This is a genomic window from Arcobacter acticola, from assembly GCF_013177675.1.
Lineage (GTDB): Bacteria > Campylobacterota > Campylobacteria > Campylobacterales > Arcobacteraceae > Aliarcobacter > Aliarcobacter acticola.
Genome location: NZ_CP042652.1, coordinates 2,401,250 through 2,426,215 on the forward strand (window position 1 = coordinate 2,401,250; position 24,966 = coordinate 2,426,215).

13 protein-coding genes, 2 tRNA genes, 3 rRNA genes and 1 pseudogene are annotated in these 24,966 nt (G+C 31.6%); 8 read left to right on the top strand and 11 right to left on the bottom strand.

From position 1 onward, the window contains the following. Window positions 1-356: 356 nt before the first annotated feature. The 8 genes from rrf to AACT_RS12365 form a co-directional block, all read right to left on the bottom strand. A 5S ribosomal RNA gene (gene rrf / locus AACT_RS12330) occupies window positions 357-472 on the bottom strand. A gap of 268 nt (window positions 473-740) precedes the next feature. Further along, a 23S ribosomal RNA gene (locus tag AACT_RS12335) occupies window positions 741-3,696 on the bottom strand. Between the two features lie 425 nt (window positions 3,697-4,121). Beyond that, window positions 4,122-4,197: transfer RNA gene (locus AACT_RS12340), tRNA-Ala, on the bottom strand. 95 nt (window positions 4,198-4,292) lie between these two features. Continuing rightward, a tRNA-Ile gene (locus tag AACT_RS12345) sits at window positions 4,293-4,369 on the bottom strand. A gap of 104 nt (window positions 4,370-4,473) precedes the next feature. After that, window positions 4,474-5,990: ribosomal RNA gene (locus AACT_RS12350) — 16S ribosomal RNA — on the bottom strand. The 16S, 23S and 5S rRNA genes sit together here with 2 tRNA genes alongside, the layout of an rRNA operon. 518 nt (window positions 5,991-6,508) lie before the next feature. Continuing rightward, on the bottom strand, window positions 6,509-7,267 hold the full coding sequence (locus AACT_RS15690) for a c-type cytochrome (RefSeq protein ID WP_346726244.1): 759 nt from the start codon (window positions 7,265-7,267) through the stop codon (window positions 6,509-6,511). A 96-nt stretch (window positions 7,268-7,363) separates the two neighbouring features. After that, on the bottom strand, window positions 7,364-9,589 hold the full coding sequence (gene clpA, locus AACT_RS12360; protein ID WP_172127294.1) for an ATP-dependent Clp protease ATP-binding subunit ClpA: 2,226 nt from the start codon (window positions 9,587-9,589) through the stop codon (window positions 7,364-7,366). A gap of 2 nt (window positions 9,590-9,591) precedes the next feature. Continuing rightward, complete coding sequence (locus AACT_RS12365) at window positions 9,592-9,891, bottom strand: ATP-dependent Clp protease adaptor ClpS (RefSeq protein ID WP_172127296.1); 300 nt, start codon at window positions 9,889-9,891, stop codon at window positions 9,592-9,594. Between the two features lie 69 nt (window positions 9,892-9,960). Here AACT_RS12365 and bioD point away from each other — a divergent pair, with 69 nt between their 5' ends. From bioD to AACT_RS12400, 7 genes are all read left to right on the top strand, one after another. Then, window positions 9,961-10,593 carry a dethiobiotin synthase gene (bioD, locus tag AACT_RS12370; protein ID WP_172127298.1) on the top strand — a complete coding sequence of 211 codons (633 nt, stop codon included), beginning with the start codon at window positions 9,961-9,963 and terminating at the stop codon, window positions 10,591-10,593. Between the two features lie 318 nt (window positions 10,594-10,911). Continuing rightward, window positions 10,912-12,042 carry an HpcH/HpaI aldolase/citrate lyase family protein gene (locus AACT_RS12375; RefSeq protein WP_172127300.1) on the top strand — a complete coding sequence of 377 codons (1,131 nt, stop codon included), beginning with the start codon at window positions 10,912-10,914 and terminating at the stop codon, window positions 12,040-12,042. A 15-nt stretch (window positions 12,043-12,057) separates the two neighbouring features. After that, window positions 12,058-14,577, top strand: a complete 2,520-nt coding sequence (locus AACT_RS12380; protein ID WP_172127302.1) for an aldolase/citrate lyase family protein — start codon at window positions 12,058-12,060, stop codon at window positions 14,575-14,577. A 9-nt stretch (window positions 14,578-14,586) separates the two neighbouring features. After that, window positions 14,587-15,657, top strand: a complete 1,071-nt coding sequence (locus AACT_RS12385; protein ID WP_172127304.1) for a MaoC family dehydratase — start codon at window positions 14,587-14,589, stop codon at window positions 15,655-15,657. 27 nt (window positions 15,658-15,684) lie between these two features. Beyond that, the gene (locus tag AACT_RS12390; RefSeq protein WP_172127306.1) at window positions 15,685-16,668 is read left to right on the top strand and encodes an HpcH/HpaI aldolase/citrate lyase family protein; all 984 of its coding nucleotides are present in this window, start codon (window positions 15,685-15,687) and stop codon (window positions 16,666-16,668) included. A gap of 230 nt (window positions 16,669-16,898) precedes the next feature. Further along, window positions 16,899-18,392 carry a fumarate hydratase gene (locus tag AACT_RS12395; RefSeq protein WP_172127308.1) on the top strand — a complete coding sequence of 498 codons (1,494 nt, stop codon included), beginning with the start codon at window positions 16,899-16,901 and terminating at the stop codon, window positions 18,390-18,392. Window positions 18,393-18,574: 182 nt separating this feature from the next. Beyond that, entirely contained in the window at window positions 18,575-19,411 is an 837-nt protein-coding gene (locus AACT_RS12400; RefSeq protein ID WP_172127310.1) for a DUF5718 family protein, read from the top strand. Between the two features lie 35 nt (window positions 19,412-19,446). Here the strand turns inward: AACT_RS12400 and AACT_RS12405 are convergent, their stop codons facing one another. After that, window positions 19,447-20,892 carry an RNA-guided endonuclease InsQ/TnpB family protein gene (locus AACT_RS12405; RefSeq protein ID WP_346726268.1) on the bottom strand — a complete coding sequence of 482 codons (1,446 nt, stop codon included), beginning with the start codon at window positions 20,890-20,892 and terminating at the stop codon, window positions 19,447-19,449. A 138-nt stretch (window positions 20,893-21,030) separates the two neighbouring features. Between AACT_RS12405 and AACT_RS12410 the strand changes: the two are divergent. Continuing rightward, window positions 21,031-21,123, top strand: a pseudogene (locus AACT_RS12410) (transposase); the annotation flags it as partial. Window positions 21,124-21,185: 62 nt separating this feature from the next. Here the strand turns inward: AACT_RS12410 and AACT_RS12415 are convergent. Both AACT_RS12415 and AACT_RS12420 read right to left on the bottom strand, forming a co-directional pair. Beyond that, window positions 21,186-23,999 carry a methyl-accepting chemotaxis protein gene (locus tag AACT_RS12415; RefSeq protein ID WP_172127314.1) on the bottom strand — a complete coding sequence of 938 codons (2,814 nt, stop codon included), beginning with the start codon at window positions 23,997-23,999 and terminating at the stop codon, window positions 21,186-21,188. Window positions 24,000-24,365: 366 nt separating this feature from the next. Then, window positions 24,366-24,929, bottom strand: a complete 564-nt coding sequence (locus AACT_RS12420) for an IS630 family transposase (RefSeq protein ID WP_172124293.1) — start codon at window positions 24,927-24,929, stop codon at window positions 24,366-24,368. Between the last annotated feature and the right edge of the window lie 37 nt (window positions 24,930-24,966).

Genomic DNA, 24,966 nt, shown 5'->3' on the forward strand with positions numbered 1-24,966 from the left:
GAAAAAGCCCGTATAATAGAAATATAGAGGATTATTAATTTTGAATTATTAATTTTGAATGATTAATTGTGAATTATTAATTGTGAATGATTAATTGTGAATTATGAATGGAAAAGAGGATTTGTATATTTGTAATTGGTATATTGGTCTATTAGTGTATTAAAGACCTGTGCTAAGTATTAAGCGCTAAGTAAAAAACCAGAATTCAGTGCTCAGAATTCAGTGCTCAGAGTTCAGTGCTCAGAAAGTCAAGCCAAAAAAGATAAAACCCAAAAAAACAAACTAAAAAAAAAGCTTCTACCTAAAAATACTTTTTAAAGTATGAATAAGTAAAAGCTTTGATTAATAAACTCAAGAGCTGGCAGCGGCCTACGTTTCCACCAGGGGACCCGGCAGTATTATCGGCGATGAAGTGCTTGACTTCCAGGTTCGGAATGGGACTGGGTATTTCCACTTCTCTATAGCCACCAGCAAAGTTGAGTGTTAAATTTAATTTTGAATGCTTAATTTTGAATTTTGAATTAAAACCCAAATTAAGTAAATTATACTTAACACTCAACTCTATACTAGAGTTAAGAAAAAATAATGTTAAAGTCTTAAAATAAACACAATTTGTTTATTAAATATATCCTGCGCTTATGCATAACCATAAAAGCTACGGTTCCGAAACTATAAAAGTGAAGCAGTTCACTTTTAATAACGTTTCTCATATATTTAATAAGATAGTAAACCAAAGAATATAAAATAAGCCAAACGTTCTATTAGTACTAGTCAGCTAAACGTCTTACAACGCTTACACATCTAGCCTATCAACCAGTTAGTCTTACTGGGAACTTCAGGGAAAGTTAATCTTAGAGTTGGCTTCGAGCTTAGATGCTTTCAGCTCTTATCACATCCGTACGTAGCTACCCAACGATGCTCTTGGCAGAACAATTGGTACACCAGTGGTACGTTCATCCCGGTCCTCTCGTACTAGGGACAAATCTCTTCAACTTTCCTACGCCCACGGAAGATAGGGACCGAACTGTCTCACGACGTTCTGAACCCAGCTCGCGTACCGCTTTAAATGGCGAACAGCCATACCCTTGGGACCTACTTCAGCCCCAGGATGCGATGAGCCGACATCGAGGTGCCAAACCTCCCCGTCGATGTGAGCTCTTGGGGGAGATCAGCCTGTTATCCCCGGCGTACCTTTTATCCTTTGAGCGATGGCCCTTCCACACAGAACCACCGGATCACTATGACCGACTTTCGTCTCTGTTCGACTTGTATGTCTCACAGTCAAGCTAGTTTATGCCATTATACTCAACTGGCGATTTCCATCCGCCATGAACTAACCTTTGTAAGCCTCCGTTACTTTTTAGGAGGCGACCGCCCCAGTCAAACTACCCACCAGACATTGTCCTGAACGAGGTTGACTCGTCGCAGTTAGTAACTCAAATATTCAAGGGTGGTATCTCAAGGATGGCTCCATATGTACTTGCGTCCATATATCATAGCCTCCCACCTATCCTGCACATGAATATCCAAGCTACAGTGTCAAGCTGTAGTAAAGGTGCACGGGGTCTTTCCGTCTTTCCGCGGGTAGGAGGAATTTTCACCTCCACTACAATTTCACTGGATCCCTGGTTGAGACAGCTCCCATCTCGTTACGCCATTCATGCAGGTCGGTATTTAACCGACAAGGAATTTCGCTACCTTAGGACCGTTATAGTTACGGCCGCCGTTTACTCGGGCTTCAATCAAATGCTTCGCTTGCGCTGACATCATCAGTTAACCTTCGAGCACCGGGCAGGCGTCACACCTTATACATCCACTTACGTGTTAGCAAAGTGCTGTGTTTTTGGTAAACAGTCGGGAGGGACTCTTTGTTGCAACCTCTCTAGCTTTTGGAAGCAAGTTCCTATACCAAAGTAGGCACACCTTATACCGAAGATACGGTGCTAGTTTGCAGAGTTCCTTAACCAGGGTTCTTCCACGCGCCTTAGAATACTCATCCCACCCACCTGTGTCGGTTTACGGTACGGGCAACATACAATATACTTAGTGGCTTTTCTTGGCACGACAGTATCATCGATTCTCCCTCTCCTCCGAAGAGTGTCAGGAGCCTGTAAGATCTCGGCCTCATGTAACCCGGATTTGCCTAAGTTACAGCCTACGTCCTTCGACCCACTATTCCATCAGTGAGCTCGACTAACTCTATGCGTCCCCACATCGCGCTTGTATGTTGGTATTGAAATATTAATCAATTTGCCATCGTCTACCCCTTTCGGACTCGACTTAGGACCCGACTAACCCTACGATGACGAGCATCGCGTAGGAAACCTTGGGTTTTCGGCGTTGAGGATTCTCACCTCAATTATCGCTACTCATGCCTGCATGCTCACTTCTATCCGCTCCAACGCTCCTTACCGGTACATCTTCAACGCTGAATAGAACGCTCTCCTACCACTCAATTAAAAATTGAATCTAAAGCTTCGGTGCACATCTTAGCCCCGTTATATTTTCCGCGCAGAATCACTAGACCAGTGAGCTGTTACGCTTTCTTTAAAGGATGGCTGCTTCTAAGCCAACCTCCTGGTTGTCACAGTAACTCCACATCGTTTTCCACTTAGATGTGACTTTGGGACCTTAGCTGTTAGTCTGGGTTGTTCCCCTCTCGACGATGGATTTTATCACCCACCGCCTGACTCCTGTGATTCCACATATAGTATTCATAGTTTGATAGGGTTTGGTACCGCGGTAAGCAGCCCTAGCCCATTCAGTGCTCTACCCCTATATGCTACAACACAAGGCTATACCTAAATATATTTCGGAGAGAACCAGCTATCACGAAGTTTGATTGGCCTTTCACCCCTATCCACAAGTCATCCCAAGACTTTTCAACGCCTGCGGGTTCGGTCCTCCACTGGCTCTTACACCAGCTTCAACCTGCTCATGGATAGATCACTTCGTTTCGGGTCTGCAGCATCTGACTAAGGGAACCCATTAAGAACATAAAGTTCTTAATGGGGACCCTATTTCGCCCTATTAAGACTCGCTTTCGCTACGGCTTCGTACTTGACTTAACCTTGCCAGACACCACAACTCGCAGGCTCATTATGCAAAAGGCAGTCCATCACCCTGATAAATCATAGGGCTCTGAATGATTGTAAGCTAATGGTTTCAGGTTCTATTTCACTCTCCTCGCTGGAGTACTTTTCACCTTTCCCTCACGGTACTTGTTCACTATCGATTTGTAAGTAGTATTTAGGATTGGAGGGTGGTCCCCCCAGTTTCAGTCAAAATATCACGTGTTCCGACCTACTCAGGATACCATTAGAGCTATTGAAAATTTAAATTACAGGAGTTTCACCTTCTATGCTACACTTTTCCAAGTATTTCATCTATCTTCTTTAGTCTCATATCATGGTCCTACAACCCCCAATGCAAGCATTGGGTTTGTCCTAATCCGCGTTCGCTCGCCGCTACTGACGGAATCTCGTTTGATTTCTCTTCCTCTGGCTACTGAGATGTTTCACTTCACCAGGTTAGCTCCCCGTAGGGTAATATAATTCTCATTATACTGGGTTGCCCCATTCGGAAATCCTCGGATCAAAGCTCTTTGGCAGCTCCCCGGGGCTTATCGCAGCCTAATACGTCCTTCATCGCCTCTTACAATCTAGGCATCCACCATTAGCCCTTAATAGCTTATTAATAAACAGAATTAAATTCTGTCGCATTTTTGATAATTATTCTTTGGCTACTATCTTATTAAACATATTTAAATTAATGAATCTAATCATCAACTCTTACATCTTAATAAAATTAGTTGTGTTCTATCTATTTCAAATTATCTTAAAAAAACAAGTTTTTTCAAGGTAACAATTTTTAGATAATTAAATTTTTGTTTTTAAATTATGTTCTTTCGAACGTAAATTAAACGAAAAAATTAAAGACTTTAACATTATATTTTTAAATATCATTTTAGATTTCTCTAAAAGTTTTGATTCGAAAATCAAATATAAATTCAAACTAATTTGAACTTATATTTAATTTTACTCTCAAGCTAAATTATTATAACTGAACTTTAAATTCTATCTTCTGAGCACTGAACTCTGATTACTGAACTCTAAAATAGGTGGTGGAGAATAGCGGGATCGAACCGCTGACCTCCTGCGTGCAAAGCAGGCGCTCTCCCAGCTGAGCTAATTCCCCTGGGACTAATAATTTTGAATTCTAAATTCTGAATTTTGAATTAAAAAAATTAATTCAACATTTAAAATTTAACATTCAACATTATAAGATTATCATGGTGGGCCTACCAGGACTTGAACCTGGGACCTCACGATTATCAGTCGAGCGCTCTAGCCAGCTGAGCTATAGGCCCCTACTACCTATTTAAATAATCTTTATAAACCGAATATATAAAATCTTTGCCATTTTCTTTATTTGATATTTGAAATCAGAAACGAATCTGATCTCTTATCTCTGAAAGGAGGTGATCCAACCGCAGGTTCTCCTACGGTTACCTTGTTACGACTTCACCCCAGTCGCTGAATCCACTGTGGAAGGTAGCTATTTTAGCATCCCCGCTTCGAATGAGTTCAACTCCCATGGTGTGACGGGCGGTGAGTACAAGACCCGGGAACGTATTCACCGTAGCATAGCTGATCTACGATTACTAGCGATTCCAACTTCATGTAGTCGAGTTGCAGACTACAATCCGAACTGGGAGATATTTTTGAGATTTGCTCCACGTCACCGTATTGCTGCTCTTTGTATACCCCATTGTAGCACGTGTGTAGCCCTGGACGTAAGGGCCATGATGACTTGACGTCATCCTCACCTTCCTCCTACTTGCGTAGGCAGTCTCATTAGAGTTCTCAGCCGAACTGTTAGCAACTAATGACGAGGGTTGCGCTCGTTGCGGGACTTAACCCAACATCTCACGACACGAGCTGACGACAGCCGTGCAGCACCTGTATATAAGTTTCTGCAAGCAGACACCAATCTATCTCTAGAAAGTTCTTACTATGTCAAGTCCAGGTAAGGTTCTTCGTGTATCGTCGAATTAAACCACATGCTCCACCGCTTGTGCGGGTCCCCGTCTATTCCTTTGAGTTTTAATCTTGCGACCGTACTCCCCAGGCGGTACACTTAATGTGTTAACTGCATTACTGCAAGGTCGAGCCTCACAACAACTAGTGTACATCGTTTAGGGCGTGGACTACCAGGGTATCTAATCCTGTTTGCTCCCCACGCTTTCGCGTCTCAGCGTCAATAATGTTCCAGTAGATCGCCTTCGCAATCGGTATTCCTTCTGATCTCTACGGATTTTACCCCTACACCAGAAATTCCATCTACCTCTCCCATATTCTAGATAAGCAGTTTCAAAAGCAGTTCAATAGTTGAGCTATTGGATTTCACTTCTGACTTACCTATCCGCCTACACGCTCTTTACGCCCAGTGATTCCGAGTAACGCTTGCACCCTCCGTATTACCGCGGCTGCTGGCACGGAGTTAGCCGGTGCTTATTCATATGGTACCGTCATTATCTTCCCATATAAAAGGAGTTTACGCACCGAAATGTGTCATCCTCCACGCGGCGTTGCTGCATCAGACTTTCGTCCATTGTGCAATATTCCCCACTGCTGCCTCCCGTAGGAGTCTGGACCGTGTCTCAGTTCCAGTGTGACTGATCATCCTCTCAAACCAGTTAAGCGTCATTGTCTTGGTGAGCCATTACCTCACCAACTAACTGATACTGTACAGGCCGATCCCAAAGCTATAAATATTTCCCTTGCTGACTTTTGTCATAAAGGCATATAGAGTCTTAGCAGACGTTTCCATCTGTTATCCTCTTCTTTGGGGCACGTTACCTATATATTACTCACCCGTGCGCCACTTAGCTGACAATTATAGCAAGCTATAATCCGTTCTCGTTCGACTTGCATGTGTTAAGCACGCCGCCAGCGTTCACTCTGAGCCAGGATCAAACTCTCCATAAATTGAAGTTTTTGAACTTGACTTCTTCTGTATTATTTTACTAATTACAAAATTATCACTCATAAGTTAATAGACAAGTTTAATATGTTTTACCATACTTTTCTTGTTTTATATATTTAACATTATTCTTATTTTTAATCTGAATAAATTGACAGATTTAAACAACAAGAATTACATATTCGGTTTACAAAGATTACTTTATAAACGTTATAATTTATTTTAAAGATCATCACATTCAAACTATCTCGTTACCATCACACTTTCGTTTGATGCGTTCCAGTCAAATTGGACGGGAATTATAATAGATTCCTCTGGGTTTGTCAAGACCTTTTAGCTGAAATTTGGCTTAAATTTTTGGATTCAATTTCTTCTTTGTGTTTTTTTGGGGTTTTACTTGCTTTTTATTGGGTTATAATGGGATTTGAGTGTTTTTATTTGGTTTTTTATGGATTTAATTAGTCAAAATTAAAGAAAAGATTAAAATCTTTCTTTAATTTCTATTTACATAGTAAGTATGTTATTATAATTTTGAAATAAATGTAGCTAATGCATCAATTTCCGCATCTGTTTTAGTAGCTACTTGTCCTTTCATAATATTTTTCATAACTCCACCGTATGTTCCAGCTTTATATCCATTTAATGCTTGAATAGTTTTTTCTTTATCCCATCCTGCAATTACTTGTGATTTACCTAATGCTTCTTTTTCAGCTTTTTGACCATGACATGATGCACAAGATTTGTATAATGCTTCTCCATCTAAACCTTCTGCAACTGGAGCTACTGCTTCTGTTGCATTTGCAACTACAGCTTCAGCAGTAGTTACAGCTGCCGCAACTGCTGTTTCACCTTGAGCTACTGCAGTAGCTGCAACTTCTTTTGTTTCTTCAACAACTGCAACTGCCATTTCTTTTGTACTTTCTTTAACTTCTTCAACTTTAGCAGCTGTTTCAGTAACTGCTGTATTTGCAGCTTCTTTTACTGTTGTATCACTTGCAGATACAGCTTCTTTTGCAGTTTCCATCACGTTTGCAGTAGTTTCTTTAACTGCTTCACTTGTGTTTTCAACAACTTTATTAGTTGCTTCAGTAACTGTGTTAGTAACTTCTGTTGCGGCTTTTGTAACTGTTTGTGCTACATCTTTTGTAGCTTCAGCAACCACTTCTTTTGTAGTTGTTTGCTCTGTTGCAACTTTAGTTGCTTCAGCAGTTGTTTTTTTCTCGTCTCCACATCCAGCTAATAAAAGTACTGTAACCGCAGAACCTAATAAAATTCTATTCATTTTCTTAATCCTTTTAATCGAAATTATTCTAAATTTAAGTTTTTTAATAAAAAACCATATTTTTCATTATAGCTAAAATATTGTATAAAGATTGTGTTAGTTTTTCTCATATTGGAAAATAAACTCTTTATCAAAATCAATTTTAACTAATCCGCCTTTTTTTAATTTACCAAATAAAATCTCATCTGTCAATATATTTTTAATTTTATCTGATATAACTCTATTAAGTGGTCTTGCTCCCATTGCTTTATCATAACCTAAAACAGCAAGTTCATTTTTTGCTTTTGCACTTATTTCAATTTTAATTTTTTTATCTATTAATTGTCTTTCTAAATCTTCAATAAATTTACCTGCAACTTTTGAAACAACCTCTATTGTTAATGAATCAAATGGAACTACAGCATCAAGTCTATTTCTAAATTCAGGTGCAAAGAATTTATTTATTGCTTTATTTTCATTTAACTTATCATTTTTCGCAAATCCCATAACATTTGCTTCTGTTGCTCCAAGATTTGAAGTCATTATCAATACTACATTTTGAAAATCAGCTTTATTACCACTATTATCTGTAAGTTCCGCGTTATCCATAACTTGTAATAAAATTGACATTAAATCAGGATGCGCTTTTTCAATCTCATCTAATAATAAAACCGTATGAGGATGTTTTCGTATAGCTTCTGTTAAAAGTCCACCTTGTTCAAATCCAACATATCCAGCAGGTGCTCCAATTAATCTTGATATTGTATGAGCTTCCATATACTCACTCATATCAAATCTTTCAAAATGAATTCCTAATTGTGATGAAAGCTCTTTTGCAACTTCTGTTTTACCAACGCCTGTTGGTCCTGTGAATAAAAAACTTCCAATTGGTTTTTTATCAAGTCCAAGACCTGCTTTGTTTCTTTTTATTGATTGAACAATAGTTGTTATTGCACTATCTTGTCCAAATACTCTTTTTTGCATATTCTTTTCTAATGTTTTTAAAAGAGTTAAATCAGATTTAGTTGCACTTCTTTCAGGGATATGTGCCATTTTAGCAATTGTCGCTTCCACATCTTTTTGTGTAACAGTTATATTATTTGTTGATTTAGTTTTAAGCTCAGTTGCTAATAATATTTTTTTAGTAGCTCCAACCTCATCGATTACATCAATTGCACAATCTGGTAAAAATCTATCTGTTATATATTTTTTACTTAATTCAACAGCACTTTGAATTGCACTTTTTGAATACTTTACACCATGATACTCTTCATATTTTGATTTTAAACCTTCTAAAATAGTAATACTATTTTCAATTGAAGGCTCTTCCACATCAACTTTTGCAAATCTTCTACTTAGTGCTTTATCTTTTGAAAAATCATTTCTATATTCTGCAAAAGTTGTTGCTCCTATACATCTTAATTTTCCATTAGCAAGCATTGGCTTTAATATATTTGAAGCATCCATTGCAGATCCTCCAACACTTCCCGCTCCTACTATTGTATGAATTTCATCTATAAATAAAATAGAATTTGGTATTTTTGCAACTTCTTTTAAAAGTGTTTTTAATTTTTTCTCAAAATCACCTCTATATTTAGTTCCTGCAATCATAGAACCCATATCAAGTGAATATACTTTTGCTTTTAATAAAAATTCAGGAACTTTCTCTTGTGCAATTTCTAAGGCTAAACCTTCTGCAATTGCAGTTTTTCCAACTCCTGGCTCCCCTACTAATATTGGATTATTCTTTTTTCTTCTACTTAATATTTCAATTACCCTTGAAATCTCTTTTGATCTTCCAATAACTGGATCTATTTCACCTTTTTTTGCAAGTGCAACTAATTCAGCTGAATTTTTATCTAATACTTTATTTTCATTATCTGCATCATTTTCTTGATTTTCGTCTTCCTCTGATTCTTTATGAGAAATCTCTTCTAAAATATCAACTCTTTGAATTCCTAATTTCTTTAATAAGTAAGTAGCATAAGACTTTTCTTCTTTTAAAATTGCTACAAACATATCTTCTACATTTGCATTTTGTTTCCCACTTGTTTGAGAATGGGCAACCATGTATTCAATTGTAGATGCTAAAGAAACTGTTTCAATTGGTTCTTCATCTAAATTTTGATCTTCTGGAAATTTTGGTGTATTTTCATCTATATAAATTTTAAGTTCTGTAAAAAGGATATTTGTATCTACACCTAAATCTATAAATAAATTTTCAATTGTTTGATCATGTATTAACATTAGAAAAACGTGTTCTATTGTTAAATACTCATGTTTACTAGTTTTTGCATAGCCAACGGCTTGTGCAAAAATATTTCTTAATTCTTTACTAATCATTTTTATTCTTCTTCCATTGTAGCTTTTAAAGGAAAGCCCTTTTCTCTTGCCATTGCTTTTACTTGTGCAACTTTAGTTCCTGCAATTTCGTAACTATAAGTTCCACATATCTCTTTCCCGTTATTATGTATGTTTATCATTATTACTGATGCTTCATCTACTGATTTTCTAAATACTTTAACTAATACATCTATTACAAAATCCATTGTTGAAAAATCATCATTCAATAAAAAAACTTTATATTTTTTTGGCTCTTGTAAATCTAATTCATCATTTAATTCTATCTCTATTTCATTACTCACATCAAACCTTTATTATGATAATATATCTATTTATTAAAAAACACATTATTATAACAAAAAAGAGATTATATGAAAAATGATATTAGCTATTATATAAACAAATCTATATTTATTACTGCAACTAACACAGATGTTGGTAAAACTTATGCATCAGAAAAATTTCTTAGATATTTTACTTCAAAGGGATTAAAAGTTGGATATTTCAAACCTTTTGAAACAGGAGTTATTGATTTTCCCCTTGATGGAACTAAGATGTTAAATTTAGTAAAAACTTTAAATCCCTCTTTTGATGTAACAATTAATGATGTTGTTCCTTATCAATTCAAACTTCCAGCAGCTCCTTATGTTGCAAAAGAAAATACAATTATAGATATAGAATTTTTAAAAGAAAAGAAAAAATATCTAGAACAGTTTTGTGATTTACTTATTATTGAGGGAGCTGGAGGATTAATGGTTCCGGTTGAAAAAGATTTGTTTATTATAGATTTAATAAAAATATTTGATGCAAGTGCAATTTTAATAGCTCCTTCAAAACTTGGATGTATTAACGATACTTTACTTTCAATTAACGTATTAAAAGCTAAAAATATTGATTTTGAACTTTATATAAATTTATATGAAGACTTAGATAGTTTTGAAAATGTATCTAAACCTTTTCTAATTGATTATTTTAAAAAACTAAATTTTTTACAAGATTTATAAAAAAAGGAGAATATTTATATAAATATTCTCCTTTTTTTATAATTTTTCTTAATTTTAGCTGATTTTTTACTCTAAATATACTATATTTTTACTACTTTTAGCCCTATTTTACAAGATCATTTAAGTTTTCTTTACCTTATTCATGGGCTTAGGTAAAGTTTTATTATTTTAAACTTAAATTTATTTGCTATTTCAAAACACATTAAAACAATTCATTTTAAATGCTGTATAACTTTCCTGTTGGTTTTCATGTATAATAATACGTTTATTACATGAAACAAAATAGTACTTAAAATCAAACAATGAAAGGTAGATAAAATGACTTCTGCAATAGATTTATCTAAATTAACAGCAAATGATGATTTAACACCAGTTCTTGGTGGATATTGGCCTGGTATTCAAATTTATTACCCACCAATTAAATTTAATCCATTAGATGGAACATATGAGAGTATGGAACAAGCAAAGCTTAGACTACAAAAACACGCTTATAAAACTAAAGCACATACAGTTTTATTTGACTTAGAAGATGGTTGTAGACAAAAAGCAATGTCAAGAGAACTTTTAATTCAAGAGTTACCAAAGTTTCCTGAAAGAACTTTCCAGATAGCTGTAAGAATAAATCCATTTAGAACAGATGAATATGAAGAAGATTTAAAAATGTTAAAACAAATTCATCAATACATTGATGTTATTGTTCTTGCGAAAGCTGGAGAAGTTTATGGATCTGCTGAAATTAGAGATTTATCATCTTGGTTAATTTCAATCGGTAGTAATTTAACAATTCAACCAATTATTGAACATCCAAAATCTCTTCAAATCGCTGATAGATTAATGGATCATTCAACTGTTAAACATGTTGTTTTTGGTATTCACGATTTCTCTAAAGCTATGGCTTATAAAATCACTCCTCAAGGATGGATTAATGAGTTAGAAACTTTCTTTAATATGCTTACGATGGAAGCTAGAATTAAAGGTAAAGGGGTTATTGGTGGAGTTGAAGTTATGTTAACACCACATTCACTACCTGATAATTGTGTTGAGAAAAAAGATATTAGAAGATGGTTAGATTTACATGGTGATGATGCATCAAGACATGTTTATGCTCATGCAATTAGAGAAAATGCAATGGGATTAACAGGTAAACAAGTTATTACCCCAAATCATATTAATGTTTGTAAAGTTGCTTTTACTCCTTCTCCTAAAGAAATTGAAAAAGACATAAGAATATTAAAAGAAGCTATCAATGCTGATGCACTATTAAGTGGAGCAATCAGATATGAAGGTGAAATGTTAGATCCACCAATGTTTGGTAAATCTTTACAAAATATTTTAAGAGCTTATGCATTAAGATCTTTAGCAAAAGAGGATGAGATTTTTGCATTATCTGTACTAAACAGAATGCCAATTCATACATTTAAAGAAAACTGGCCTTACGGTCAAATTTAGTAAGGAGATTATATTATGAGTTCAAACGTAAAAATTGAAATACCTGAATTTTTAAACATCGGGTTTGCTTGTACTTCTGCTCATGTGGGAACACCTAAAGAGAACAGTATTGCAATGATAATCGAAGATGATAAATTAGGTACAGATGAAATAAGTTATAAAGATTTAGCTACTAAATCTGACCAAGTTTGTAATTTCTTTACTAGTATTGGTCTTGAAGCTAGAGATAGAGTTCTTGTTTGTTTAAAAAACTCACTTGCATACCCTATTTCATTCTTTGGAACAATGAAAGCTGGAATCATAGCAGTTCCAACTTCTACACTTTTAAGTGGTAGTGAAGTTAAGTATCTTGCTGAAGATTCACAAGCAAGAGCAATTGTATTATCAGCTTCTATGTATGAGAATTTAGTTCCATACTTAGAAAACCTTGATAACTTAAAAACAATTGTAATTGCTGGAATTGATAGTGTTGAAAATATCAAAAAACCAAAAGATATTAATGTTTATTCATTAAATGAAATTTTTGCAAATACTGATAAAACACCAAATCATTATAATTCTAAATCAGGAGAACCTGCATATTTAGTTTATACATCAGGAACAACTGGTTATCCAAAAGGTGTTTTACACTCACATAGATCACTTGTAGGAAGAACTCCTGCTACTAAATTTTGGTTTGATTTTAAAGAAAATGACAGAATCATGCATTCTGGTAAATTTAACTGGACTTATGTATTAGGATCAGCACTTATGGATCCATTGTTTAATGGTCATACAGTTATTGCTTATGAAGGTTCAAATGATGCATCTACTTGGATTAATTTAATTAAGAAACATAGTTGTACTATCTTTATTGGAGTTCCAACCATTTATAGACAAATCATTCAAAAAACTGATTTTACTTTAGAAGATTGCCCAAGCTTAAGATATTGTATGAGTGCTGGTGAGCATTTATCAGATGAGATGTTAGGTCTTTGGAGAGAAAAATTCAAACAAGATATTTATGAAGCAATCGGAATGAGCGAGTGTTCATACTATATTTCTCACTCAAAAAACAATCCTATTAGACCTGGGTCTGCAGGATTCGTACAACCAGGACATACTGTTAAACTTTTAGATCCAGATACACTTGAAGAAGTAGTTGATGGTGAAGAAGGAATGATTTGTATTGGTGAAGATGATCCAGGTTTATTCTTAGAGTATTGGCAATTAGAAGAAGAAACTGCAAAATCAAGACATGATGGGTATTTCTTCACAGGTGATTATGCTAAAAAAGATGAAGATGGATATATCTGGTTTATTGGTAGAAAAGATGACATCATCAATACTTTTGGATTTAGAGTATCACCTCATGAAATTGAAAGAGTTGTAAAAACACATGATGCGGTTGCTGATTGTGTTGCTTTTGGTTTAGATATTGGAAAAGATAAAACAATAGTTGCTATTGCAGTTATTGGTCATGAAGAATTAAGCGAAGAAAAACAAACAGAAGTATTAGCATTTGCACAAGCTAATCTTGCAAAATATAAAGCTCCAAAAGAGATTTTTGCAATGCTTGATTATCCAAGAACTAAAAATGGAAAAGTTTTAAGAAAACAACTTGTAAAACAATTACATGAAAAATATCATGCAATTGAAACTGGAACTGAAATTGTTGAATATAAAGCTAGAAGATCTATGTTATTTGTACCCGCTTATAATAAGCATAATGTACAAAAAGCAAAAACAGTACTTGCAGATGCTGTTATTTTTGACCTTGAAGCTATTTTACAAGAACAAAGAGAACTTGGAAGATCAACAGTTGCTGAAGTTTACAAAGAAGATGGAGCTAAATTTGGTGAGTCTGAAAGAGTTTTAAGAATTAATAATCTTGGAAGTGAAGACTTAGCAAAAGATTTAGAACTTGCTAAAACAATCGAACTTGATGGTTTATTATTTTCTAAAATTCAAACAAAAGAAGATGTACTAGAAGCGGTAAGATTATTAGAAGAAGTAAATCCAGAATTATCTTTGATGATTATGGTTGAAACTCCATTATCAGTTTTAAATATTCAAGAAATTTGTGCTGCTAGTCCTAAAGTTGAAGTTATTGTTGTTGGATCTAATAAACTTGCAAATAGACTTCAAATTGATATTAAAAAAGGTTCAAAAGCAATGCTTAACTATTTATCACAAATTGCCCTTGCTGCTAAAGCATATGGTAAAACTGTGATTGATGGACCACACTTTGATGTTCATGATGAATTTGCATGTGAAGATTCAACTAAAGATGCATTTAACCTAGGATATGATGGAAAATCACTTATTCACCCTGTTCAAATTGAATATATTAATGATATCTTCACTCCAAAACAAGCTGAAGTTGAAGATTATGAATTAATGATTTCTAAATATGAAGAAGCAACTAAAGAAGGTAAAGAAGTAATCTTACATAATGATAAATTAGTTGATTCATCAAAAATTAAATGGGCTAAAAAAATGATTACATTATATGAAACATATAAATCATTAGGTCAAAACCTATTTAATAAATAAGGAGTAAATTTGTCAAAAATAAGTAATAAGATTAATTTCGGGAATTTCTTTGAAGATTTTTCAATTGGTCAAAAAATTGTTCATCCACTTCCTAGAACAATAAGTGATGGTGATGTATCTTTATACATCGCTTTCACTGGTTCTAGATTTGCTCTGCACTCTTCTGATACAGTAGCAAAACAAATGGGATATGATAAAAAACCAATTGATGATATGTTAATGTTTCACTTAACATTTGGTAAATCTGTTCAAGATGTATCTTTAAACGCAATTGCTAACTTAGGTTATGCAGAAATGTCTTTCCCTAATTCAGTTTTTGTAGGTGACACAGTTTCTATGACATCTACTGTTATTGGATTAAAAGAGAATTCAAATGGTAAAAGTGGAGTTGTTTATGTTCACTCTATTGGTGTAAACCAAGATGGAGCTGAAGTTTTAAACTTCAAAAGATGGGTAATGGTTCATAAAAAAGATAAAGAGACCTTATCAAATATCAATGAAGTTCCTACTTTTGCGAAAACGACACCAATTGCTGATGTTATTAATATCCCAACAATTAAAACTGTAGATACAGATTCGACTGGTGGAAAATATTTCTTTGAAGATTATGTAGCAGGTGAAAGACTTAATCACCCAGAAGGTATTACTATTGATAATAGTGACCATACATTAGCAACAAAGTTATATCAAAACAATGCAAAAGTACATTTCAATGACCACATGATGAAATCAACTCCTATGGGTCAAAGACTTATGTATGGAGGAATCATTATTTCAATGGCAAGAGCTATTTCATTTAATGGTTTACAAAATGCGCAATGGGTATACGCTATTAATAGTGGTGCTCATGCAAACCCTACATATGCAGGTGATACAATTTATGCATATACTGAAGTTATTGAAACAATTGAAGTGAATAGAGATGATATTGGATTATTAAGACTTAGAACTGTGGCTATTAAAAACCAAGTTTCTAAAGAAATTGAAAATCCAAAAGATGAAGATGGTAAATATTTACCATCGGTTGTACTTGACTTAGATTACACTGTTGTAATCCCAAAAACTAAAACAAAAAAATAAATTTAAATTAAAAAAAAGGATAATATTATGACACACCCAAAAGAAGCACTATTCGGTTCTGGGGATAACTTACCAATCATTCCATCTTGTGAACACTTTGCAGGTAGCGAAAAGCTAATCTTAAAAGGTTTTGAGATGCAAAAAAAATTAGGACCTGTTTTTGATATTACTTGTGACTGTGAAGATGGAGCTGAAACTGGTAAAGAAGTTGCACATGCTGAAATGATCGTAAGAGTTGTAAATTCTGATGCTAATCCATATTCAATGGCAGGAACTAGAATCCATGATTTTGACCATCCAGATTGGAGACAAGATATTGATATTTTAGTACCAGGTGCTGGAGAAAAATTAGCATATATTACAATTCCTAAATCAACTTCTTATGAAGATGCAAAAACTCAAGTTGAATATATTCAAGCAACTGCAAAAAAAGCTGGAATTACAAGAGAAATCCCAATTCACGTTTTAATTGAAACACATGGTGCTTTAAGAGATGTTGAAAAAACTGCAACATTACCTTGGGTACAAGTATTAGACTTTGGATTAATGGATTTCGTATCTGGTTATCAAGGTGCAATTCCAGCTTCTTGTATGAGAAGTCCAGGTCAATTTGATCATAGATTAATTGCTGCTGCAAAAGCTAAAGTTGTTCAAGCTGCACTTTCTAATCATATTATTCCTTGTCACAATGTTACACTTGATTTAAAAAACCCATACCAAACTTATAAAGATGCTGAAAAAGCAAGAAATGAGTTCGGATTCTTAAGAATGTGGTCAATTTATCCAACACAAGTACAAGCTATTGTTGATGCAATGAAACCTGACTTTACAGAACTTGAAGATGCTCAAAATATCTTAATTGCTGCTCAAAATGCTGAGTGGGGACCAATTCAATATGATGGTGAATTACACGATAGAGCAACTTATAGATATTTCTGGGAATTAGTTCAAAGAGCAAAATTCTCTGGAACTAAATTACAAGATATCGTTGAAGAAAGATTCTTCGCTTAATTTTCTAACTTAAGGCTTTTGCCTTAAGTTAATCTTCAAATCCTCTTTTTTTATTTTAAACTTTTTCATAAATATATAAACCTTATAATTTCTAAAATTTACACAAAACACAACCAATAAAAGGTAAAAACTAAACACTTTAGGAAAAATAAATATTAAAATTTAAATAAAAGAATTCTTTCATACTAGCATTGGTATAATATTAAAATTTCTAAGCAAAAAGGAAACAAATGAGCGTAATAAAACAACAAGATATAATCGATAGTATTGCTGATGCATGTCAGTATATTTCATATTTTCACCCAGAAGATTTCGTAACAGCAATGGTAGAAGCTTATGAGAATGAAAAATCAGAAGCTGCAAAAAATGCACTAGGACAAATTTTAATTAATTCTAAAATGTGTGCTTTAGGACATAGACCTTTATGTCAAGATACAGGTTCTGTAAATATTTTTGTAAGAGTTGGATTAAAAGCTAACTTAGAATTAACAAAAGAATTAGTAGATGTATTAAATGAAGGTGTAGCTAAAGGTTATACTAATCCTGATAATACATTAAGATATTCAGTTGTTTCTGATCCTGCAGGAAAAAGAACAAATACAAAAGATAACACTCCAGCTGTTATTCATGTTACTGTTGATAATTCAGATGAATTAGATATTACAGTTGCTGCAAAAGGTGGAGGAAGTGAAAATAAATCTAAATTTGCAGTATTAAATCCATCAGATTCAGTTTATGACTGGGTTATGGCAAATGTTAGAGAAATGGGAGCTGGATGGTGTCCTCCTGGAATTTTAGGTATTGGTATTGGTGGTAATCCAGAAAAATCAATGCTTTTAGCAAAAGAGTCTTTAATGGGGCATGTTGATATTCATGAACTTCAAGCAAGAGGTCCTCAAAATGCTTTAGAAGAATTAAGATTAAGACTTTATACAGATATTAATAAAATTGGAATTGGTGCTCAAGGTTTAGGTGGTTTAACTACAGTTGTAGATGTTAAAATCTTAGATTACCCATGTCATGCTGCTTCACTTCCTGTTGCTATGATTCCTAACTGTGCTGCTACTAGACATATTCACTTTAAATTAAAACCAGGGGAAGGTGTAGCTAAATTTAAAAAACCAAATTTAGATTTATGGCCAGATGTAAAATTACCATTAGATTCTATTAAAAAAGTAAATATTGCAGACTTAACAAAAGAGAACTTATCTCAATTTAAATCAGGTGATACACTATTATTAACTGGAAAAATTTTAACAGCTAGAGATGCTGCTCATAAAAAAATTGTTGAGTACAAAAATGCTGGTAAACCACTTCCAAATGGTGTTGATTTAAAAGATAGATTCATCTACTACGTTGGACCTGTTGATCCTGTTCGTGATGAAAAAGTAGGACCTGCGGGACCAACTACATCTACAAGAATGGATAAATTTACAAAAGATATGATGGAAATTGGAATCATGGGAATGATTGGAAAAGCTGAAAGAAAACAACCAACTATTGATTTAATTAAAGAATACAAATCTATGTATTTAATTGCAACAGGTGGAGCAGCATACTTAATTTCTCAATCAATCAAAGATGCAAAAGTTCTTGCATTTGAAGAGATGGGAATGGAAGCTATTTATGAGTTTGATGTAGAAGATATGCCTGTAACTGTAGCTGTTGATACAGAGGGTGTTTCAATTCACACAACTGGTCCTGCTAAATGGAGAACTATTTAATTTTATAATTTTACAAAAGGCATTTGCCTTTTGTAAATCATACCTATAGTTATTTTAAATAAATATTTATAAATGCTTATCTAAAATAATTCTTATATGATTAAACTACATTCAATATTTGACTTTAAGAAGATAGAGTTTTTGCTATTCTTCAAACAATAATAAAAAATACAGGAAAAAAAATGTTATTAGATGATTTAAAAGACTATTTAGGCTTTGCAGTTGCAGGAAACTTTGCAAATCACTTAGGTGAAGCTGGAGAAGCTGACGAATTTTCTGTTATAAAAACTGAAGAAAAAAATGCGCCAAAAGGAATGTTTCCTATTTATATAAAAGGACATGATAGTTTTTTAGGAACTTATCCTATTTGTGATGATATTATTGAAACACACGATAGGGAAAAAGATAATCTTCAAGTTGAAGCAGAAGTAGCTTTAATCTGTGATTTTGTATATGAAAATGAAAAAGTTATTGATATTATTCCTAGATATTTTTCTGCATTTAATGATTTCTCAATAAGAATTCAAGATGGAAATAAATTAAGTACTAAAAAGAATTGGGGTCCTAACACAAAGGGTATTTCTCAAGAAATTATAGAAATTGATAATTTTACACAAAAAGGTGTTTTAAGTAGATATCATATTGCCTCATTTATTAAAAGAAATGGAATAGTTCATGATTATGGAACAACAAGTGCCGTTAAATCATATAGTTACTTTTTTGAACAATTAAAAGATTGGATGATTGAAAAACTAAATACACAAGAAGATTGTGGTCCTTTAGAAGAATTAACACAATTTTTAAAAGTTGCAGCAAAAGATGCTAAAGGTATTTTAATAGCTGCAGGTGCAACTGCTTATGCTGATTTTGGAAAGAAAAACTTTGTACAAAAAGGTGATGAAATTTTTGTTTATGTTTATGATGCTCACTCACACTCATTTGATGATATATTCAATGATATGTGCGGAATGGATACTTTTTTAGGTAAATGCTCTAAACTTCATCAATATGTTCAATAAGGAGTGAACCAACTCGCCCTAAAGAGCGAAGCTTCCTAACTAGCAACTTCCAATGAAGTTGAGCGAAAGGCTTTGTGTTTATTTAAGTCCACAAGGCTAGTTCCTAGCCCAAACGACTCCAATCCTCTTTTTAAAATAGTTTGTGAAGCTTGTATATCAGGGTTTATCTCAAACCCACAAGCTGTACATTTAAACTTATCTTGTTTAGGACGATTGTTTTTATCTATATTTCCACAACAACTGCACTCTTGTGAGGTATATTGCGGATTAACTTTTACAAATAGTTTGTCATTTAGCATTGTGGTTTTATATTGTATCATTGATACAAACTGATAGAATGAAGCATTTAAAATTGTTCTATTTAGTCCTGATTTTTGTTTTACTCTTTTTCCATGAGTTATCTCATTTCCTTTTGAGCTTTTAGACATATTTTTTGTTTTTAAATCTTCAACTACTATCAAGTCAAACTTATTTGTTAGTTCAGCAGTAATTTTATGGTACAAATCAATTTTTTGATTTGATATTCTTTTTGTTAGTTTATTTAATTTCTTTTGAGTCTTTTTATGATTACTTCCTAATTTGAATTTGGTTTTACTTTGTTTACAATTTTTAAGTTCATTTAGAACTCTTCTACTTTGTTTTCTTATGTGAACTTTGATTGTGTTTTTATATTTCAAACCTTTTCGATTTGTAGCACCATTATCTATTAGATGATTTAAAGTTACTTTTGCGATATTGGAATCTTGAATAAAATCAACATTATTTGATATTGCAAAATTATAAGCATTTAAGTCTATACCTATAGACTTAGTAATATCAAGATTATCTTTTGACACTACTAAACCTACTTGTTTATTAAACTCTATTCCAAAGCTTACATAATAACCAATTGCATCTTTTGAGATAGTGATTGATGATAGTTTATAATTATTTGGAAAAGTTCTATGGCATCTAAATCTAAAGTTTGTTTTTAAAAGTCTTAGAGTTTTAAATCTTGTATTATTATTTATATCATCTAATATTTGATAACCTTGATTATTCCAATTAAATGATTGAAAAATATCTCTACTTGATTTAAATGTCGGCATACCTAATTTAAAAGCTTTAACTTTTTCTTTTGGAGTAGTTGCTATTTCTATAGCTTTTAATCTTTTAGATACATTTTCTTTAGAGAAAGATTTTTTAACTGCTTTTAAAAAGTTAATTCTTGCTTGTTGAGTTACTACTGTTGAAAAAGATAGTTTCCTAAGTCTTAATGCTCTTTTTACAACTGTATCATAACTAACAGCGTTTCTAAATACTCTATCTTCTTTATCTAACTTTTTATTTTTACTATTTTCTTTTTGCCAAAGATTCAAAAAAATATTATAAGCTTGATTATAAATATACATTTGATGATTTAAAATCTTCATTTGGTCTTTAGTAGGATAAAGTCTATATTTGTAACCTAAGTTTACTGTTTTTTGAGTATTCAGAATGATTCCTTATTAATCAACTATAAAATTATACTGAAATGATAAGTGAAAGCTCAAATATATTACATTATGTAATATATTTTTATTCACATGCATTTGTTATTTACTACTAAATATATAGAAGAAAAGCTTTGAAATAATTCACTTTGGAGTCCTAGTTATTTTATAGGAAGTTGTGGCGGTGCAAGATTGGAAGTGGTTAAAAAATATATTGAAAACCAAGAAACTCCTAACTAATTTGCTTACATCACCGACCTAAAGGACTGTGTTTTTCGCAAAAGATTGATAAAGTTAAACCTTTATTCCCTATTTTGTTCATTTTTTGACTCAATATATAAAATATCATTTAAACTATCAAATACTTTTAAAGTTGCATCTTCTATATCACTAGCAGTTTGTCTTAATATTTTATTTTGCATTTTTTGAGAGTTTTCTAATATATATTGTTGAATTTTATTATGAACTAATTCATGATTTGATTTCAAAATACTCCACTCTTTTGCACTTGTAAAATTTCTTTTTTCATTTTCACAAGTAATAATCCATTTGCCCATATTACATGATTTACAATCTAGAACTTGACAACTCTCAAAATTATCTAATTTTTCATAATGTTTCTTCTTGAAATTTATATGATCATTTTTATATTTTGAAACTTCTTTTATTAAATCAATATTTTCTACCATATGAAAAAATTTATCTTCTATTTTTGATTGAGAAGTTATTTGAAGTAATCTTGTTGACAATTTTGAAACTTCGTGAGAAAGGGAATCGATACGTGAAGCTGTAAATGCATTTTTTTGAGTTGCAGTATCAAGTCTTGATATTGTTTCATTAATTTGAATAATCCCAATCTCTTGTTCCTTACTAAATTGGCTAACATTATCAATAATATCTTTTGTTTCAATAATTTTATTACTTAAATTATCATAGCCTCTTATCATATCATCTGCAATAGTTTTACCTTCATTTGATTTTATACTTGCACTTTCAACTAAGCTTTTTATTTCTCGTGCAGCTTCAGCACTTCTTGAAGCTAAATTCCTAACTTCAGCAGCAACAACAGCAAATCCACGCCCTGCTTCACCCGCAGTTGCAGCTTCAACAGCTGCATTTAGAGATAAGATATTTGTTTGAAATGCTATTTGATCAATAATTGTAATTGCTTCGTTTATAGCTTTTACTTTATCATTTATTTCATCCATTGATAAAGACGTTTGCTTGGCTGACGTACTTCCAATACTTGCTGCATTATTTAATTCATTTGCAATATGCATCATTTTATTCATATTTTTATTATTGTTTCTAATATTTACAGTTATTTGTTCAAGTGAAGCAGAACTTTGTTCTAATGAACTTGCTTGTTCACTTGATGATATTGATAACTCATTTGAAGAGTTAGTTAAAATTTTAGTATTATTTTCAAGTTCAATACCTGCATTTACAATCATTGCAATTAACTCAGAAGAGGACTGCCCTAAAAGAATAGTAGATGAACATAAAGTTCCAAAATCTCCATACATTCCTTTTTTATGAACCTCATCAAGTTTAAATTTATAATCACCGACAGAATAACTATTTAATAAAATATTTAAACTATCAATTTTTAATTTTGTTTGAATTATCATTTTATTTATAATTTCAGTTAAAGACTGCAATTCATTTGTTGCTGCATTTCCTTTAATAGAATATTCAAAAAAACCGTTATTAACTTTTTCCATAATATCAGTAATTTCTAAAACCACATTTTTATCTTTTTCTATAATTTTTTCTATTTTTGATATTTGAATATTCATATTCTTAGTCATAATAGCAAATTCATCATTTCCATTTATTTCATTTAAAATAATAGAGTCTTTTTCTCTCATTGAATAAGAGAAAAAACTATTAAGATTTTCTTCAAAAATACTAATTGATTTTGATATTTTGTTTGTCATAAAAAGAATAAAAATAAATATTCCAGATAAAAATATTGTCATAAATAGTAGAAATAAAACTATTTGATTGTTTAATTCAGAAGTATTAGCTTGAATATTAGAAATCATCTCTTCAACAATTTTCTTTTTTATCTCTTCAAATGAATTTATTCTTTGCGAAGAAACATCTTCCCATTTACTAAAATCAGCTCCATAAATATTTTTTTCTAAAGTAATCAAAGCTTTTTGTGTTTTTGAATCATTTATATTAGTATTATTTAAATCTACACCATCATAAGCTTTTGACATATATAAATCAAATGTAGCTTGAATTTCATCTAATAACATATTCTCATTATTAGATATATTTTCTAGTTTTTTATAACTTTTTATAGCCTTCAACATTTTTGTATGGCTTTTTTGTATTTTATTTAAATTGTTATCATTTTGTGTTATTACAAAATCTTTATATGAATCTATTAAACCACCATATCCTATAGCTTCTCTTATCTCACTTAGATAAATATTTTTCTTTGTTTTTATATAAATTAATTCTCTAAAATCATTTACATCTTTAAAACTATTACTTTTAATTTCATTTTCATAAAATTCAGATTGACTTGTAGATAAATTTTTTATAAAAACATCTAAATAAGATTTTTGAGAAATTACATATGAAATAAAATCATTATAATTTTCATTTGTAATATTATTATGTTCAAAAATATTCTTAACAATATTCTTTTCACTATAGGCTTTTTCAATCACATTTAATAAAGAAACATATGCTTGAGATGATTTTGATAACTCTTTTGTATTTGAATAGACTAATAAATCATCAAAAAATAAAACCATATTTTTTATATTGATTCCATAATAATTAATTAATTCTTCTGAACTTATTTTTAACTGCAAAGATTCTTCTCTAAATTCTTTTATATTTGAAATACTATTTTTAAAATCTTCTAACTTATTTAATAAATTATTTTGGCTTTTAAGAAGTTTAAAATCATCTAAAAATATATTTAATTCATTGAGAGATTCCTCGCTTATTTTAATTTGATTTTCTAAATTTACTTTATTTTCCTTTCCATATGAAGAAATATATGAAATAAAATACTCTCTTTCTTTTTGAAAATTTGTTAAAAGATTTGAAACTTTTACTGTGAATAGAATATAACTTGATGTCTCAGTCATATTTCTTTCTTTCTTATATTTATCATATATTAAATTTGAAGATAAAATTAATATTGCAACTATAGGAATGAGTAATATTAATATTATCTTATTTTTTAATCTTAAGTTGTTCATTTCTACCTCTTGAATTATAATTATTATAATATATTATTTATTTTTAAAATTAAAGGTTAAGTACTATTTCAGTGTAATCAAAATGTAATTTATAGATTATTTTTATATTATTTTATTAATATAAAATTATAGGAATTTTTATTTTATTATTTATAAGTACTTTTTAATTATAATTACAAAAAAAATTAAAGGAAAAATATGCTTAAAGAATTTAGAGATTTTTTAATAAAAGGTAATGTTGTTGATAAGTACCTACTTAAAATTAATGTCATAATTAGTTCCAAAGCCAGCTAATAAATTTTTAACATGTTTATGTAAATTATCAAATGATAAATAAGCTTCTAGTTTATGATAGTGATATTTCATATGTTTCCACAATATTTCTATTTTATTTAGTTCAGGTGAATATGGTGGTAAAAATAATAATTGTAGTCCAAGCTTCTCCCACTTTTCTATCTCTGCTTTAAAAAGCTTACTTGTGTGAATAGATGCATTATCAAGTATGACAACAGTAGTTTTTGTAATCTGATTTACAAAATCATTAAAGAAATCTATAACAACTTGTGTATCTACTTTTGTTATTGTAGTTTTCGAAAAGAGATGATTATTCTTTGTATTTAAAAACCCTAAAACATTTATTCTTTTTGCAAATCTATTTGATGGAATTTCTACTGGCTTACCTATTGGTGACCAATAATAAGGGATATTTGAATCAAGTGAAAAACCACTCTCATCAAAATAATATGTATCAATCCAATCTTTAGCAGACCAGCTTAAAACATTAAGTATTTGAGCTTTTTTGGAAGAATAATTCATCCACTTCTTCTCTTTAAATATAGTGTTTCTAGCTCTT

Excerpts from the sequence above, each read along its gene's own strand:
- AACT_RS12415 (WP_172127314.1), bottom strand. The coding sequence starts at position 23,999 with ATGACTGAGACATCAAGTTATATTCTATTCACAGTAAAAGTTTCAAAT.
- AACT_RS12375 (WP_172127300.1), top strand. The coding sequence starts at position 10,912 with ATGACTTCTGCAATAGATTTATCTAAATTAACAGCAAATGATGATTTA.
- AACT_RS12390 (WP_172127306.1), top strand. The coding sequence starts at position 15,685 with ATGACACACCCAAAAGAAGCACTATTCGGTTCTGGGGATAACTTACCA.
- AACT_RS12395 (WP_172127308.1), top strand. The coding sequence starts at position 16,899 with ATGAGCGTAATAAAACAACAAGATATAATCGATAGTATTGCTGATGCA.
- AACT_RS15690 (WP_346726244.1), bottom strand. The coding sequence starts at position 7,267 with ATGAATAGAATTTTATTAGGTTCTGCGGTTACAGTACTTTTATTAGCT.
- bioD (WP_172127298.1), top strand. The coding sequence starts at position 9,961 with ATGAAAAATGATATTAGCTATTATATAAACAAATCTATATTTATTACT.
- AACT_RS12400 (WP_172127310.1), top strand. The coding sequence starts at position 18,575 with ATGTTATTAGATGATTTAAAAGACTATTTAGGCTTTGCAGTTGCAGGA.
- AACT_RS12380 (WP_172127302.1), top strand. The coding sequence starts at position 12,058 with ATGAGTTCAAACGTAAAAATTGAAATACCTGAATTTTTAAACATCGGG.
- AACT_RS12420 (WP_172124293.1), bottom strand. The coding sequence starts at position 24,929 with ATGAATTATTCTTCCAAAAAAGCTCAAATACTTAATGTTTTAAGCTGG.
- clpA (WP_172127294.1), bottom strand. The coding sequence starts at position 9,589 with ATGATTAGTAAAGAATTAAGAAATATTTTTGCACAAGCCGTTGGCTAT.